Raw genomic sequence first — 14,747 nt, forward strand, 5'->3', positions numbered from 1 at the left:
CCCCTGCGCAGCGGGGGAGGTGGATCGCGCCGAAGGCGCGAGACGGAGGGGGAAATTATCTGGTGTGACCTGCATCCAAACGCCCCGCTCGCTGCATCTCAGCGGTGCAATAGAATGAGGGTGCGCGCGTGGATGAGTTTATCCGGACATTGATCGAGACCGGGATCCTCGCAGGGCTCGGCCTGGCGGGGGCATTGGTGTTCCGCAGCAGCTTCCGCTGGAAATGGCTCGTCGCCGCGCTGGTGCTGAACCTCGCCTATCAGGCCCTGCTGACGCGCGGCTTCTGGCTGATCCCCGACCCGCTGACCGGGGCAGACTGGAACTGGTCCGGCAAGCTCGCGGCCATCTTGGGCACGCTCGCGGTGATGGCGCTGCCGGCGTTCGGCTGGAAGCGCTGGGGCATGACCTTCGACCAGGGCCCGCGCTGGGGCGGGGCGATCGTGATGTTCGCCGGCCTCGCGCTCCTGTTCTCCGGCCTCGCCATCAGCGGGGCGGACGGCAAGCCGGACAGTCTCGAGACCATCGCCTTCCAGTGGACCATGCCCGGCCTCGATGAGGAACTCTTCTATCGCGGCACGCTGCTGCTGGCGCTGAACGAGGCCTTCCGCTCGAAGTCAAACCTCGCGGGCGCGCCTATCGGCTATGGCGGCTTGCTGACATCGGTCCTTTTCGGTCTCACGCATGCGCTCAGCTACAAGGCGGGCATCGTGGATTTTGACCTGATGACATTCGCCATCACCGGTGTGCCGTCACTGTTGCTGCTCTGGCTGCGCGAACGTACCGGCAGCCTGCTCCTGCCAGTCCTCGCGCACAACGTCGCCAACGGCGCCTTCACGCTGTTCTGAGGCGCGGCGGCCACACTCTCCGGGGATAATTGCACGGCCAAATCTCTCCGCTTGCCCGGGATTCCCGCTTCGGGCATACGGGCCGGCTGCTCTGAAACCAGGCATCAGTCCCGGTCAAACAAAGGGAGGGCAGGCATGAGTACGTTCCGGTTGCCCGCCTGGGCGAAGCCTTCGGATATTGCAGACCTTCTGCGCCTGTCGGTGCCGATTGCGGTCAGCCGCATGGCGATGATGCTGATGGGCCTGACGGATGCCATCGTGCTCGGCCAGTTTGCGCCGGGGGAGCTGGCTTTTGTGCTGTCGGCCTGGCTGCCGATTGGCGTGTCGCTTGGTTTCGGCATCGGCATCCTGCTGGGTGTTCAGGTGCTCACTTCGGAATTGCTCGGCACCGGGCAGGAAGCGGGCTCCGGCCGCATCTTCCGGCGCGGCCTCCTCTGGTCGGTGGTGCTCGGCGCGGTGCTGACGCTGGTGCTGCTGCCTTCTGCCGGCCCGATCTTCCACTGGATATTCGTCACCATCGCGCCGCAGAGCCAGGCTGCCGGCGAGGCACTGGCGCCGGAAATCGTGGCTGCCGAAACGGCGAAGGTCACGCGCATCCTCGCCATCGGCCTCACCGGCCACATGATTGCACAGGCCTGCTCTTACTATCTCGAAGCGCTGCGCCGGCCGCTGCTGGTGACGCTTGTGATGTACGCGGGCGTGATCATCAATCTCATCCTCAACATCATCCTCGTCGCCGGCGCGTTCGGGGTCGAGCCGATGGGCGCCGTGGGCGTTGCCTGGGCAACCAGCGTTACGCGCGCGCTGATGGCGGTTGTGATGTTGGCGCTCGTCTTCTTCCTGACGCCCGCCTTCACCGCCTCGCCGCCGGCACCTGCGGGCGAAGCGCGCCGCCAGTTCGATGTCGGCACCGGCACCGCGATCAGCAACATCGCCGAATGGGGCGGGTTCAACATCACCTTCATCATCGCCACCTGGGTCTCCATCGCGGCGAACGCGGTCTATGGCTATTCAGTGCAGGTGATGGGCGTATGCTTCATGTTCTATCTCGGCATCGCCACGGCCACGAGTGTGCGCGTCGCCGAAGCCATCGGGCGCGGCAATCAGGAAGAAGTGAGAAATGCCGGTCGCCTCGGCGTCGTCGCTACTATTGTGATGGGCGTTATCCTGGGCCTTCTTCTGGTCGTGCTGGCTTACCCGATTTCGGTGCTGCTGGTGCGCGAGGATGCGATCATCGGCGGCGTTGCGCTCGCTCCCGCGATAGCGGGCCTGCTCTGGCTCGCCGCGCTGGCAACGGTCTTCGATGGATTGCAGGCCACCGCCTCGTTTGCTCTGCGCGCGCAGGGCATGGTCTGGTTGCCGAGCGCCATTCACCTCGGCTCGTTCTTCGTGGTGATGATCCCGGTATGCTACTGGCTGGCGATCACGCTGGAGCGCGGCGCAGCCGGTGTGCTGGAAGGCGCCTTCGTCGGCGTGTTCGTCGCCGGTGTGCTGCAGGTGTTGCTGCTGGAATGGAAAGCGGCGCGCCCCATATCGGAACGCGCCGCGAATTCTGCTCTGCTGCCCCATTAGGGGAGAGGAAGATCAGATATCCTTCAGTACCGAAGCCGGCTTGAACGCAACCGACGTCTTCTCCGGAATCTTGATCACTTCCTTGGTTGCCGGGTTGCGGCCTTCACGGGCGTTGCGCGTCTTGGCAACGAACGTGCCGAAGCCGGCAATTGCAACCTGCTGGCGTTTTTTGACCGAGCGGGCGATGGTGTCAAAGACAGCATCAACGGCCTTGCCTGCTTCGCTTTGCGAAATCCCGCAAGCGGCAGCCACCTCTTTGGTCAGTTCACCCTTGTTCATAGGGGTTCTCCTCTAGAATTGAATGACGCCTGCAGCGCCATGGGGCCGACTTACCCACGATTCGGAAGGCATGGATACGCCGGAGGCCCTATAAGCACGGGCTAAACCCCGAGAATCCAGCCCTCTTCGCCGGTAATGATCCCGATCTGTTCCGGGGAAAGTGATTTGCCTGTGGAAAAAATCGCGCCCAGAGCGCTTTTTTCGTCCAGATCAGCGTAGTGGCGGGCGATCTGACGGACCTGGGCCTCGTCCGGAACCTCGCCCTTTTCCGGCGAAATCTTCACCAGTGACGGGTAGATTTCGGCGATCACCACGTCGATTCCTTCAAGGGATTCAGCGGTCAGCGGGCCGCCTTCGCCGATCTCGAACGGCCAGATGCGCGCGGTCGGCCAGGCCTGCCTCAGGGCATGCACGTGCGGGATGCCGGTGAGGCTCTGCGAGCCGACCGAGCCTGCACCGTAAAGTTGCCAGCACGATTTCGGCGAAGCACCGGGTTTTGCCCTCTGCTGCACCTCGGCGAGGCGGAATTCGGCGAGCGGTCCTTCAGCCGGATAGTCCGGTTTCGTGGCTGACAGCGTCGTCGCACGATCCGCAGGCGGAGCACCCCAGAATGGGAAAGGCCCTTTCGAGATCGTGTAGTTGAGACCGGCCGCAATCGCGAAGCGCGGTCGGGAATTGTTGTCCGGCTTGTCCTTGTAGCGACCGGCCAGCATCGCATGCATCGCCGCCCACGGCGCCTGCTTCGACGTGTCGAGGCCAAGCGCCGCCGCGGTGCCGGCCGGATAGCCGAGCGAGAAGTCGAACCCGAGCAGCACCTTGTCGCCGCGCTTGGTCAGCTTGGCGACGATGTCCTCGATGAACGCGCGCGCTTTCAGGCGCGTGTCGATGTTCACCGCCTTGAACTGCAGTTTCAGGCGGGCATCCTTCATCAGCATGCCGATCCAGATCGAATTGGGCCCGGTTGCCGGCTTCGAGGCCGCGCTCCAGTCCACCATGATATAGGCGTCGAACAGGGCAGCCATGTCAGGCGAGCTTCACGAGCATCTTGCCGGTGTTCGCACCGGTGAACAGGCCGAGGAAGGCTTCGGGTGCTTTCTCGATGCCGTGCATCACGGTCTCCTCGAATTTCATCTGGCCACCTGCGATCCATTTCGCCATGTCGGCGAGGAAAGCCGGCTGCATGTCGGCATGGCTCGACACGATGAAGCCGCGCAGTGTCAGCTGCTTGCCGACGGCCTGGATGATATTGTGCGGACCTTCGGGTTTGCCGGTCTCGTTATACTGCGCGATCATTCCGCACAGGGCGAAGCGCGCGAGCGGGCGCGCCGCTTCGATCGCAGCGGTCAGGTGGTCGCCGCCGACATTGTCGAAATAGACGTCGATGCCCTTCGGCGCCGCCGACTTCAGCGCCGCGGCAAGGCCTTCGAAGCCCTTCGCCTGCTTGTAGTCGATCACATGATCGGCCCCGAGCGACTTCACCAGCGCGCATTTCTCCGCCCCGCCCGCCGAACCGATCACTGTCGCGCCCTTGATCTTGGCGATCTGCACCACGGTCGAGCCGACAGCGCCGGCCGCGCCGGAAACGAACACAGTGTCGGTCGGTTTGAACTCCGCCACGCGCAAGAGGCCCGCATAGGCCGTCAGGCCCGGCATACCGGCGACGCCAAGGAAGGCGCTCTCCGGCAGACCAGATGCCGGCAGCTTCTGCACCGCCGCCGCGGCAGGCTTCGCCGTCCACGCCGTGCGCCAGCCGAGGAAGGAGGAGACAAGGTCGCCCACCTTGAAATCCGGATGCGCCGAAGCTGTCACCCGGCCCACCGCGCCGCCCTGCAGCGTCTCGCCGATCTGGAAGGGCGGCACATAGCTTTCGCGGTCATACATGCGCCCGCGCATGTAAGGGTCCACCGACATCCAGGTGTTCATCACCTGGATTTCGCCCTCCGCCGGATCCGGCACATCAACGGTCTTCGTCTGGAAGTCCGACAGTTTCGGCATGCCGACTGGCCGGCTTGCGAGAGCCCACTCGGTCGAGGTCAGCTTGCCCATTGTATTCTCCACTTCAGTCAATCGCTCTGGTCCATGTGAACCGGCAGGCGCGGCCTGTGAAGGGGGTGACGCGAGGAATCCGTCCTGACGACTACACTTGCCGGGCCGCGATTAGGGTGCCATTCCGGGTATCAAAGGGATGAGACGGGCATGACGAAGCTGAAAGTAGGCGTCGCGGGAGCCGGCGTATTCGGAAACTACCATGCCCAGAAGGCGGCGGCCTCCGCGCGTGCCGAGCTAATGGGCATCTTCGATGTCGACCTCGCCCGCGCCGAAAAACTCGCTGAAACTTTCGGCACGAAGGGCTTCGACGACTATCTCGCCTTCCTTGATGTCTGCGACGCCGTGGTCATTGCCGTGCCTGCCACCTGGCACGAGCCGCTGGCGCGCGTCGCCATCGAGGCCTACCGCCATGTGCTGGTGGAAAAGCCGCTCGCGCTCACCGGCCATGCCGCGCGCGACCTTGCGGATGACGCCGCCGCGCGCGGGCGCATCCTGCAGGTCGGCCACCAGGAACGTTTCGTGGCGAAGGCGATGGGCGTGCTGGCGATCCCGGAAGTGCCGCAGCTGATCGAATCCGTGCGCTCCGGCCCGCCCGCGCCGGGCGGGCGGGCAGGCGATGTCTCTGTGATCTGGGACCTGATGATCCACGATCTCGACCTTGCCGCCATGATGCTCGGCCGCGAATTCACCGGCGTCGAGGCGACCGGCCGTAAGGTCCACAGCACCCATATCGACGAGGCCGAAGCCATCTTCACCTATGCCAGCGGCGGCAAAGCGAAACTACGCGCCAGCCGCGCCGCAGAATTCCGTGAACGGACAATGCGCGTTGTCTATCCCTCCGGCGAGATCGATATCGACTTCCTCACGCGCCGCCTGAAGAACACGACGCCGTATGAAGTGAAGGTCGACATCGCTGCCGACCTGCCGGACCCGCTCGGCGCTGCCGATGAAGGCTTCTACGCCGCCTGCCTCGGCATCGCCCGCAGCCCGGTGCCCGCGCACGGGACGGTCGCAGCGGTGGCGATGGCAGAGGCTGCCGAGGCCGCCGTGCTGGCAGGGGTGGACTAAGCCTCTTCCACCGCGCGTTTCTTCAGCGTTGGCGTGACCATCGGAATGGTCAGCATCGTCGAACCCGCCGCCATCAGCAGGCAGGCGGTGAAGGCGTCGTTGGTGATCACGCCGCGGTCGAGCAGGATGTTGGCGAAGATGATCATGATCAACGCCTTGGTCTGCAACAGCCAGCCGATGATATAGGCCTCGCCCTTCTTCCAGCCGAGCGCCATGCCGGCGATCTTCACGCCGGCGAGTTTGCCCGCCACCGATGCGACGAGCAGCAGAGCCGCCGCGCCGATCACCGCCACGCCGCCCGCTTCCCATTCGGTGCGCAGGCCGGTCGAGAGGAAGAAGACCGGCATGATCGCGAGCAGGATATGGTTGCGGAACAGGTCCATCTGCGCTTCGTCGAACGTGTCACGGTCGAGCACAGCGCCGGCGAGGAAGGCGCCGACCATGTAGTGCAGGCCCGCCCAGTCGGAGACGAGCGCAGCAAAGGCCATCCAGATCAGCCCGACATACCAGCGGTCGCGTGATGGGATGCTGACCATCAGCTTACGGATGGCATAGGCAATCGCCGCAAAGAGCACCAGGAACACCACTTGCCGTCCGATCCGCTCCCAATCCAGCAGGATCGCGGCGAGAACGCCCCAGATCGCGATGTCGTCAAGGCTAGCATAGCGCAGGATGCGCTGGCCGAGTGGTTGGCGGAGGATTTGCAGCTTCTCGAGGAAGAGTACTAGGATCGGCAATGCCGTTACGGCGCAGGCCATGCCGACGCCGAGAATGAACTGCCACTCTTTCGCGTTCGGGCCCATCCATTGGTGCCCGGTCTGCAGCAGGATGAACGCTGCACCGCACCCGAACAGCAGCGGCGTGAACAGCGCAAGTCCGGCCGTTGTTCCGGTTTCGCCGCGGTTCTTCCAGGCCGCTTTCAGGTCAAGCTCGATGCCGGCGATCCAGACAAAGATCATCACCGCCCAGGTGGCGATACCGTTCAGCATACGGATGACATCAGGCGTGAAGACAAAGTCGTAATAGGCGGGATACGCCGCGCCCAGCACGCCGGGTCCGAGCAGGATACCGCAAAGAATCTGCACCACGACCAGTGGCGCATAATATTCCGTCTTCCCGAGGCGCCAGATTAGATACGGCACCGTGAAGATGATCAGCATCGCGATCAGGTAGATCTCGGTGGTCGTGATGGTCATTTGAGCCCCCGCTCTGAAATCAGCTTTTGACGAGGTCGCGGAACACAATCCGCTCGCCGGTGCGTGTCTCGGCGGGCGACACCAGTTTCACCAGTTCGCGTGCCACCGCTTCCGGAGTGGGCAGCGTCAGGGGGTCTTCGCCGGGCATCGCTTCGGCGCGCATCCCGGTGCGCACAGCGCCGGGGTCGAACAGGTTCGCCCGCAGCGCCATCTTCTCGTTCTCGTCCGCCCAGGCTTTCACCAGCGCTTCGAGGCCGGCCTTGGATGCCTGATACGGCCCCCAGAACGCCCGTGGGCGCGGCACGACACCGGAGGTGACGAACACAGCGCGCGGCGCCTCGGCGCGGTGCAGCAGCGGCCCGAGCGCGCGGATCAGGTGCGCGTTGGCGGTGAGGTTCACCTGGATGGTTTCCTCGAAGCTGCGCGGCCCGCAACTCTCCAGCGGCCCCAGTGTGCCGAGCAGCCCGGCATTGGCCACAAATCCGTCCAGCCGCCCGAACTTCTCCGCCAGCACCTTGCCCAGCGTCTCGATACCCTTGGTATCCTTCAGGTCCATCGGCACCAGCAGGGCCTCGGAGCCGAGCGCACGGATCTCGTCATCCAGCTTCTGCAGCGCCGCTTTCGAGCGGGCGACGGCGATCACCAGATCGCCCTGCCGCGCAAGTTCCAGCGCAATGGCACGGCCAATACCGCGCGAGGCGCCGGTCACGAGTACAAGTCGGGATAACGTTGTCATGCGCGCCGTGTAGCGCGCGGATCAGACATCGTCCAGCAGCGAGAGCTGGCGTTCCTTGTCGGCCTGGTCCTGCTGGTAGTCGACCAGCGGGGTCGGATAGTCGCCGGTAAAGCAGTGGTCGGCGAATTGCGGCACCATATTGTTGCGCAGTGGTTCGCCGATCGCCTTGTAGAGGCCGGGCACCGACAGGAAGCCCAGGCTTTCGACCTTCAGCTCCTTGACCATCTCCTCATGCGTATGAGTGGCGGCGAACAGCTCGGACTTGCCGGCCATGTCGATGCCGTAGAAGTCCGGGTTGAGGATCGGCGGTGATGCAGAGCGGAAATGGATTTCCCGCGCGCCCGCTTCGCGCACCATCTGCACGATCTTCTTCGACGTGTTGCCCCGCACGATGGAGTCGTCAACGAGGATCACGCGCTTGCCTTCGAGGATCGACCGGTTCGGGCTGTGCTTCTTCGAGATAGCCGTCTGCCGGCCGGTCTGCGTCGGCTGGATGAACGTCCGCCCCACATAGTGGTTGCGGATGATGCCCATCTGGAACGGAATGCCGGAGGCTTCGGAAAAGCCCAGCGCTGCCGGCACGCCGGAATCCGGCACCGGCACGATCACGTCTGCATCCGCCGGCGTCTCTGCGGCAAGCTGGTGGCCCATCCGGCGGCGTACTTCGTACACGGAGCGTCCCTGAATGAAACTGTCCGGCCGCGCGAAGTAGACATATTCGAAAACGCACGGGCTCGGCGGGCGCGGCGGGAAGGCGCGGAAACTCTCGATGCCGGTCTCCGAGATGATGACGACTTCGCCATTCTCGATCTCGCGCACGAACTCGGCGCCGATGATGTCGAGCGCGCAGGTTTCCGAGGCGAGCACATAGGCCGGGCCGAGACGGCCGAGCACCAGCGGGCGAAGGCCTACCGGATCGCGCGCCCCGATCAGCTTCTTTCCGGTCAGCCCGACTAGGGCATAGCCGCCTTCAATCTGGTGCATCGCGTCGATGAGCCGGTCCACAAACCGCTTCTTCGGGCTGCGCGCGACGAGGTGGAGGATCACCTCCGTGTCCATTGTCGACTGGAAGATCGCGCCGTCCTTCACGAGTTCCTGGCGCAGCTGGCGCGCGTTGGTCAGGTTGCCGTTGTGCGCAACAGCGAAACCGCCCAGTGCAAGGTCCGCGAAGATCGGCTGGATGTTCCGGGCCACTGGGCGGCCCTGCGTGGAATAGCGGTTGTGGCCGATGGCGGCATGGCCGGGCAGGCGCTGGCGCAGGTCGCCGCCGAAATATTCGCCGACGAGGCCCATATGGCGTTCCGACGAGAAGCGTTTGCCGTCATAGGTGACGATCCCGCAGGCTTCCTGTCCCCGGTGCTGCAGGGCGTGCAGGCCGAGCGCTGTGAGCAGGCTCGCTTCCTTGCTGCCATAAACGCCAAAAACCCCGCATTCTTCGCGAGGTTTGTCATCATCATGATCGAAATAGGCCATCGGAAGTTCCGACTCGCTGGGGCGCCGCTGCCGAGCCGGGATATAGGCCGCTTTCTTCAGATGCGAAAGACCGCACCTGTCATAAGCGTCATCTTTCCCGCAGCGCTGCCTACAGCATTCTGGAAGGCGTCAGCTGCGGGTGGATCACCATGAAATCCAGCATCCTGCCGGGCGGCGTGTGGCGGATATCGGTGTCCACCGGCTCCGCAGCCGCGCGCGCGCCGTACCAGTCAAAGCCGATGGACTCCGCCCGCCATGTATCTGTCAGCGCATTCTCCGGCAGCGTCGCCAGATCAAACCAGGCCGCGCTCCGGCTCGCCGAGGCCAGCAGCGCATTCATCGTCCCGGGCCGGGCCGTGCGGGTGATGGTCGCAAATACCTCCTGCGCGCCGTTGAAGGGCTTGTCCGGCAGGGCGAGGAAGCTCGCCTTCGAAAACTCCTGCGTGAGAGAAACATACCCGCCGCCCAGCTTGTCGCGCAGCACCGCGCCCGAGGGCACGAACCCAGCCGCATCACCGCCGGGCCGGCCGGCGAGCACATGCATGTTGTGTCCCCAGAGCACCCCGTGATCCTTGCCGAGCAGGTGCAGCGCGTTGGCTGCCATGAACCCGTCGCGCCGGCTCCAATAGTCCGGCCCGGCATCCGCAATCCCGCCATCGGCGGTTTCAAACTCGAACGAGATCAGCCCCTGTCCGGCGAGCCGCGCCGCAAACGCTGCTTCCGCCAGGCCGATGCGCGCAAGTTCGTCTTCCAGCGTCAGGCAGGCCGCATGCGCCGCTGTCAGCTCTGCCAGTGTCAGCGACCGGATCATCAGGTCATGGCGCAGCGCCTTCGCTGCGTCTGATGTCACCGGCGCCAGCGCCCCCGCCAGCGCATCTGCCGCGCCGGAATCCACCTTCGCCAGCGCATCAAGCGCCTCGGCCGCATCCAGGCTGGAATTCTGGCAATCGATGCCGGCGATCCGCACCGGCTGGTCACCGTTCACGGCGTTCCAGCCTCGCAGCCAGGTCAGCAGGTCGGCCATCACTTCGGTCTTGAGAATACGGAACACCGCCGCCTGCCGGACCGCCTCAACCGCCTGCAGCCCGGTCGGCGCCGCAGACGCGTAAGCGTTCAGCTGCTGCGCCCCGGCGCGGTTGGCTTCGACAAGGATGGCACGCAGGCCGTGCTTCTCGACCATCACCTGCAGCAGCATGGACTTCAGCAGCGCGTCTTCGTGCGACCCGTGGGTTGCCTCGCCCAGTCCTGCCAGCTGCGCGCCGGCAAGCCCGGCGGCGAGCGCGCGCACGCCCGGATCGTCGGGCGAAATCTTGCGGATCGGCACGGCCTGCGCCGCCAGCAGGCTCTGTATCGACGGGCCAGCCGGCAGCGGCGGCAGTTCAGTGTCGCTTGTGCCCCGTGTCGCACACGCGCTGACCATCAGCGCCGAAGCTGATGCCAGCAGGAACCCCCGGCGGGTTTGCGGATCTGGGCGGACAGGCACGGTCAACGCTTCCCTCGAACTCGACCCTTCCGAGACTAGCTGTCCCCGCCGGGGCTTCAAGGTCAGTCGCCCGTCAGGGGTGCGCCGGGCGGTATTGCGCTCCGGCTGACTTCCTGGGCTTCCCCGGTCACGGCGTCTGCCGCTTTTGCGAGCAACGGATAGCTGACGCTTTCCTGGATGAAAGGCGGCACCCGCTCATCCTCCAGTCCTACCGACAGGAGCACGGCAAAGAAGACCAGCGCGATCACACCCCGGATCACTCCGAAAACGAGGCCGGCAATATGGTCGAACAGGCCGATATCGCCGTTGGTCATGATCGATTTGGACAGGCTCTGCCCCAGCCAGGCGACGACCACATAGACGATCAGGAAGGCGGTCACGACGAGGATGATATCCGGCGCCAGCGGATGCGTGCCCTCCGGCAACAGGCCCGCGACATAGCCGGTGAAGAATTTCCGGGCGTAGTAGGCCGCCGCCAGCGCGCCGATGAAGGCACCGAGCGTTGCCAGTTCCCGCAGGAAGCCGCGGGCAAAGGCCATGATCGCCGAAATGATGATGACACCCAGCGCGATGCCATCAAAAGCGGAAATGTTTTCAAGCATTTGCTGCGTCCGGCGCGAGGAGATCGACCAGCGCGATAAGCCGCGCAATCGGGGTAAGCGTCAAGCCGCCGTCTGCTGCCGGACTGTGCTCCGGCCCGAAAGCCTGCTGGAATCCGAGCCTTGCCGCCTCCTTCATCCGCTGATCCATCCGCGGTGCCGCCCGCACCGCCCCGGAGAGCGCCACCTCGCCAAAGAACACCGCCCGCTTCGGCACCGGGTTGCCCGAAAGGGACGACAGCAGCGCCGCCGCCGCCGCCAGATCGCCCGCCGGCTCCGAAATCCGGTAGCCGCCCGCGACCGAGAGATACACGTCCATGCCCGCCAGATTTATGCCGCACCGCGCCTCCAGCACGGCCAGCAGCATCGCAAGCCGCCCGGAATCGAACCCGATCACGCTGCGCCGCGGCGTACCGAACGGGCTCTTCGCCACCAACGCCTGCACTTCTGCCAGCACGGGGCGCGAGCCCTCCATCGCCGCAAACACCGCCGTGCCCCCTCCACTTTCTTCCTCGGAGGACAGGAACAGCGCCGAGGGCTCCTTCGCCGGGGTCAGTCCCAGCGCATGCATTTCGAAAATGCCGATCTCGTCCGTGGGCCCGAACCGGTTCTTCACCGCCCGCAGGATACGGAACTGGTGGCCCCGCTCGCCTTCGAAATAGAACACCGCATCGACCATATGCTCCACCACGCGCGGCCCCGCGATCGTGCCCTCCTTGGTGACATGGCCGACCAGCACCAGCGCCGCGCCGGACTTTTTCGCCCAGCGCACCAGTTCCTGCGCACACGCCCGCACCTGCGCCACCGATCCCGGCGCCGCCTCGAGACTGTCCGACCAGAGTGTCTGGATCGAGTCGATCACCACGAAATCCGGCGAGGCTTCCTTCAGCGCCGACAGGATGCGCCGCAGGTCCGTCTCCGTCGCCAGCTGCACCGGCGAGTTCGCCACCTTCAGCCGCTTCGCCCGTTCCTGAATCTGCGCCGCCGCCTCCTCGCCGGAGACGTACACAGTCTTCACCCCGTTGCGCGCCAGCCGCGCCGCTGCTTGCAACAGCAGGGTGGACTTGCCGATGCCGGGGTCGCCGCCGATCAGCGTCGCCGAGGCCGGCACAATCCCGCCGCCGAACACCCGGTCCAGTTCCTCAACCCCAATTACGATCCGGCTCACCGCCTCGGTCTCGGCATTCAGCGCGATGAACTCGGTCTTGGGTCCGCGCTTGCTGGGCGACTTCTCGGCTTTCAGGCTGCCGGGCGGTGCGCTCACGGTCTCCTCAATAAGCGTGTTCCACTCGCCGCACGCCTCGCAGCGCCCGGCCCATTTCGCTGAAACCGCGCCGCAGGCCTGGCAGACAAAAGCGGTGGTGGATGTCTTGGTCATGCGGAATCACGCGCCCTCGGTTGCCCGCCGCGGAGTCTAGGCCCCCGCCGCCGCGCACGCAAACCCGAAGGCCAGCGAGCAGGATCCGTATCGCCCTGAAAAGGCCTAATGATGCTGGTGCGCCTCGTCTGCCTTGGCGTTGCGTCAGTCTGGACACGCGCCTGACTTTACTTCACCCAGTGCCGCGGGAGGAAGTGTAATGAAACCGAATGAACAGGTCATCCGCGAATTTATCGAAGCCTGGTCACGCCTCGATGCCGATGAGTTAGTGAGCTACTTCGCTCCCGATGGCATCTACCACAACATGCCTGCAAAGCCGGTTCAGGGGCATGCAGCGCTGAAGGTCTTCATCAGCCAGTTCCTGAAGGGATGGACCTCAACGGAGTGGGACATCCTCACCCTCATATCTTCCGGAAGCAAGGTTGTTGCAGAACGGCTCGACCGGACAATGCTGGGTGAAAAACCCGTCAATCTGCCGTGCTGCGGTGTATTCGAAATGGAAGACGGGAAAATTAAGGTCTGGCGCGACTATTTTGACATGCAGACCTATGTCAAAGCCGCGACGGCCTGACATCTTCGGTCAATGGGGGCCACAGAGTAGCATTGCGGGCTCTCGCCCGCTAAACGGCGCTTCATGCGAAACGTGGCAATCATCGGGGCTGGGCCGGCGGGGCTGATGGCGGCGGATGCGGCGCTCGCGGGCGGCGCGTCCGTCTCGATTTACGACGCCATGCCGAGCCCCGCGCGCAAGTTCCTGATGGCCGGCAAGAGCGGCCTCAACATCACCCATTCCGAAAAACCCGAAGCCTTCCGCGCCCGCTACACCGCGCCGGACGCGCGCCTCGCCGCGATGGTCGAAGCCTTCGGCCCGAAGGAGGTCATCCGCTGGATGGACGGGCTCGGCATCGCCGCGAAAACCGGCTCCTCCGGCCGCGTCTTCCCGGTCAGCATGAAGGCCTCGCCGGTGCTGCGCGCCTGGCTCGCCCGCCTCGCTGCTGGCGGCGCCGCGCTGCACACCCGCCACCGCTGGACAGGATGGGACGGGGCAGGGCGTCTCCTGTTCGAAACCCCTGAAGGCTCGTTCGCCGCCGAAGCAGACGCCACAATCCTCGCCCTCGGCGGCGCCAGCTGGGCGCGCCTCGGCTCGGATGGCAGCTGGGCCGATATCCTGCAGGCGAGGGGCGTGGAGATGGAAGCCTTCGGCCCCGCTAATTGCGGCTTCCTCCGTCCGTGGTCGGATCATTTCCTGTCCCAGAATGAAGGCGCCGCCATCAAGGCCGTGCGCCTCAGCGCGGGCGGGCAGGTCTCGCGCGGCGACTTCGTCATCACGCGCGGCGGCATCGAAGGCGGCGCGGTCTACCCGCTTGCCGCCGGTCTCGCCGCCAGCCTGAAAGCGGGAGGTCCCGCCGCGCTCGAAGTTGATCTCCTTCCGGATACGGACGAAGCAAAACTCGCCGCCCGCCTCGCCGCTGCCAGCCCGAAGGACTCCCTCGCGAGCCGCCTGCGCAAGGCTGCTCGTCTCGGTCCCGTGAAATCCGCCCTCGTGCGCGAACTCACCCGCGGCGAAGCCGCCGCAGACCCCGCCGCGCTAGCCCGCCTGCTGAAACACTTGGCCCTCGCCCTCACCGCACCCGCCCCCCTCGACCGCGCCATCTCCACCACCGGCGGCGTCGCGTGGAACGCAATTGACGACAGCCTGATGCTGAAGGCCCTCCCGGGCGTCTGGTGCGCCGGCGAAATGATCGCGTGGGACGCGCCCACCGGCGGCTACCTGCTCACGGCGTGTCTGGCGACGGGAAGGGCGGCGGGGAAAGCGGCGTGTGCGCTCAGCTTTTGAAAAATAACAAGAAAATTCGGTAGCGGACCTATCCACCGTGCCGCCACCACCTTCACAGTAGGGTTTTCGCAGAATCACTACGAGGAGGTTCTGATGAAAAAGAAGTGGAAACTAAACGTCTCCGTCGAGTCGAGTTCGGAGGGTGTTGTAGGTCCAGAACGGACTCCCAGCCCACCGAAATTGCTCTGGATTATCGTTCGTTGGGCAGTTTGGGCGTCGGCATTGTTGTTGC

Annotated in this window: 14 protein-coding genes; 5 read left to right on the forward strand and 9 right to left on the reverse strand. The window is 65.0% G+C overall.

All coding sequences use genetic code 11. The features are described 5' to 3' along the window. The first annotated feature begins 128 nt into the window (after positions 1 to 128). Together ACK4TE_RS08865 and ACK4TE_RS08870 are read left to right on the forward strand one after the other, a co-directional pair. Positions 129 to 845: a CPBP family intramembrane glutamic endopeptidase, BDIM_20840 family gene (locus ACK4TE_RS08865; protein ID WP_409911140.1), complete on the forward strand. Its 717-nt coding sequence runs from the start codon at positions 129 to 131 to the stop codon at positions 843 to 845. A 135-nt stretch (positions 846 to 980) separates the two neighbouring features. Continuing rightward, positions 981 to 2,417, forward strand: a complete 1,437-nt coding sequence (locus tag ACK4TE_RS08870; RefSeq protein WP_409911141.1) for an MATE family efflux transporter — start codon at positions 981 to 983, stop codon at positions 2,415 to 2,417. A 12-nt stretch (positions 2,418 to 2,429) separates the two neighbouring features. Here ACK4TE_RS08870 and ACK4TE_RS08875 read toward each other — a convergent pair whose 3' ends face one another. From ACK4TE_RS08875 to ACK4TE_RS08885, 3 genes are all read right to left on the reverse strand, one after another. Continuing rightward, a complete protein-coding gene (locus tag ACK4TE_RS08875; protein WP_409911142.1) occupies positions 2,430 to 2,696 on the reverse strand; it encodes an HU family DNA-binding protein in 267 nt (88 codons plus the stop codon). Between the two features lie 101 nt (positions 2,697 to 2,797). Next, positions 2,798 to 3,718, reverse strand: a complete 921-nt coding sequence (locus ACK4TE_RS08880) for a hypothetical protein (RefSeq protein WP_409911143.1) — start codon at positions 3,716 to 3,718, stop codon at positions 2,798 to 2,800. A gap of 1 nt (position 3,719) precedes the next feature. Continuing rightward, positions 3,720 to 4,742 (reverse strand): NADP-dependent oxidoreductase, encoded by a 1,023-nt coding sequence (locus ACK4TE_RS08885; protein ID WP_409911144.1) that lies wholly within the window; start codon positions 4,740 to 4,742, stop codon positions 3,720 to 3,722. A 150-nt stretch (positions 4,743 to 4,892) separates the two neighbouring features. Between ACK4TE_RS08885 and ACK4TE_RS08890 the strand changes: the two genes are divergently transcribed. Next, entirely contained in the window at positions 4,893 to 5,813 is a 921-nt protein-coding gene (locus ACK4TE_RS08890) for a Gfo/Idh/MocA family protein (RefSeq protein WP_409911145.1), read from the forward strand. On the opposite strand, the gene ACK4TE_RS08895 is transcribed toward ACK4TE_RS08890, so the two are convergent. The 6 genes from ACK4TE_RS08895 to radA form a co-directional block, all read right to left on the reverse strand. Next, a complete protein-coding gene (locus ACK4TE_RS08895; RefSeq protein WP_409911146.1) occupies positions 5,810 to 7,009 on the reverse strand; it encodes a cation:proton antiporter in 1,200 nt (399 codons plus the stop codon). The two genes, ACK4TE_RS08890 and ACK4TE_RS08895, sit on opposite strands and share 4 nt — an antisense overlap. A gap of 19 nt (positions 7,010 to 7,028) precedes the next feature. Next, positions 7,029 to 7,745, reverse strand: coding sequence for an SDR family NAD(P)-dependent oxidoreductase (locus ACK4TE_RS08900; RefSeq protein ID WP_409911147.1), 717 nt, complete (start codon positions 7,743 to 7,745; stop codon positions 7,029 to 7,031). Between the two features lie 21 nt (positions 7,746 to 7,766). After that, a complete protein-coding gene (purF, locus tag ACK4TE_RS08905) occupies positions 7,767 to 9,218 on the reverse strand; it encodes an amidophosphoribosyltransferase (RefSeq protein WP_409911148.1) in 1,452 nt (483 codons plus the stop codon). 109 nt (positions 9,219 to 9,327) lie between these two features. Further along, the gene (locus ACK4TE_RS08910) at positions 9,328 to 10,701 is read right to left on the reverse strand and encodes an erythromycin esterase family protein (protein ID WP_409911149.1); all 1,374 of its coding nucleotides are present in this window, start codon (positions 10,699 to 10,701) and stop codon (positions 9,328 to 9,330) included. Positions 10,702 to 10,763: 62 nt separating this feature from the next. Then, positions 10,764 to 11,303 (reverse strand): CvpA family protein, encoded by a 540-nt coding sequence (locus tag ACK4TE_RS08915; protein WP_409911150.1) that lies wholly within the window; start codon positions 11,301 to 11,303, stop codon positions 10,764 to 10,766. Next, positions 11,296 to 12,678 carry a DNA repair protein RadA gene (radA, locus tag ACK4TE_RS08920; protein WP_409911151.1) on the reverse strand — a complete coding sequence of 461 codons (1,383 nt, stop codon included), beginning with the start codon at positions 12,676 to 12,678 and terminating at the stop codon, positions 11,296 to 11,298. Before radA ends, ACK4TE_RS08915 begins: the two co-directional genes overlap by 8 nt. 199 nt (positions 12,679 to 12,877) lie before the next feature. Between radA and ACK4TE_RS08925 the strand changes: the two genes are divergently transcribed. Together ACK4TE_RS08925 and ACK4TE_RS08930 are read left to right on the forward strand one after the other, a co-directional pair. Continuing rightward, positions 12,878 to 13,249 (forward strand): limonene-1,2-epoxide hydrolase family protein, encoded by a 372-nt coding sequence (locus ACK4TE_RS08925; protein WP_409911152.1) that lies wholly within the window; start codon positions 12,878 to 12,880, stop codon positions 13,247 to 13,249. Between the two features lie 63 nt (positions 13,250 to 13,312). Beyond that, positions 13,313 to 14,515 carry a TIGR03862 family flavoprotein gene (locus ACK4TE_RS08930; protein ID WP_409911153.1) on the forward strand — a complete coding sequence of 401 codons (1,203 nt, stop codon included), beginning with the start codon at positions 13,313 to 13,315 and terminating at the stop codon, positions 14,513 to 14,515. Positions 14,516 to 14,747 lie beyond the last annotated feature (232 nt).

The sequence above is a fragment of the Hyphomonas sp. genome (assembly GCF_046313975.1).
Classification (GTDB): domain Bacteria; phylum Pseudomonadota; class Alphaproteobacteria; order Caulobacterales; family Hyphomonadaceae; genus Hyphomonas.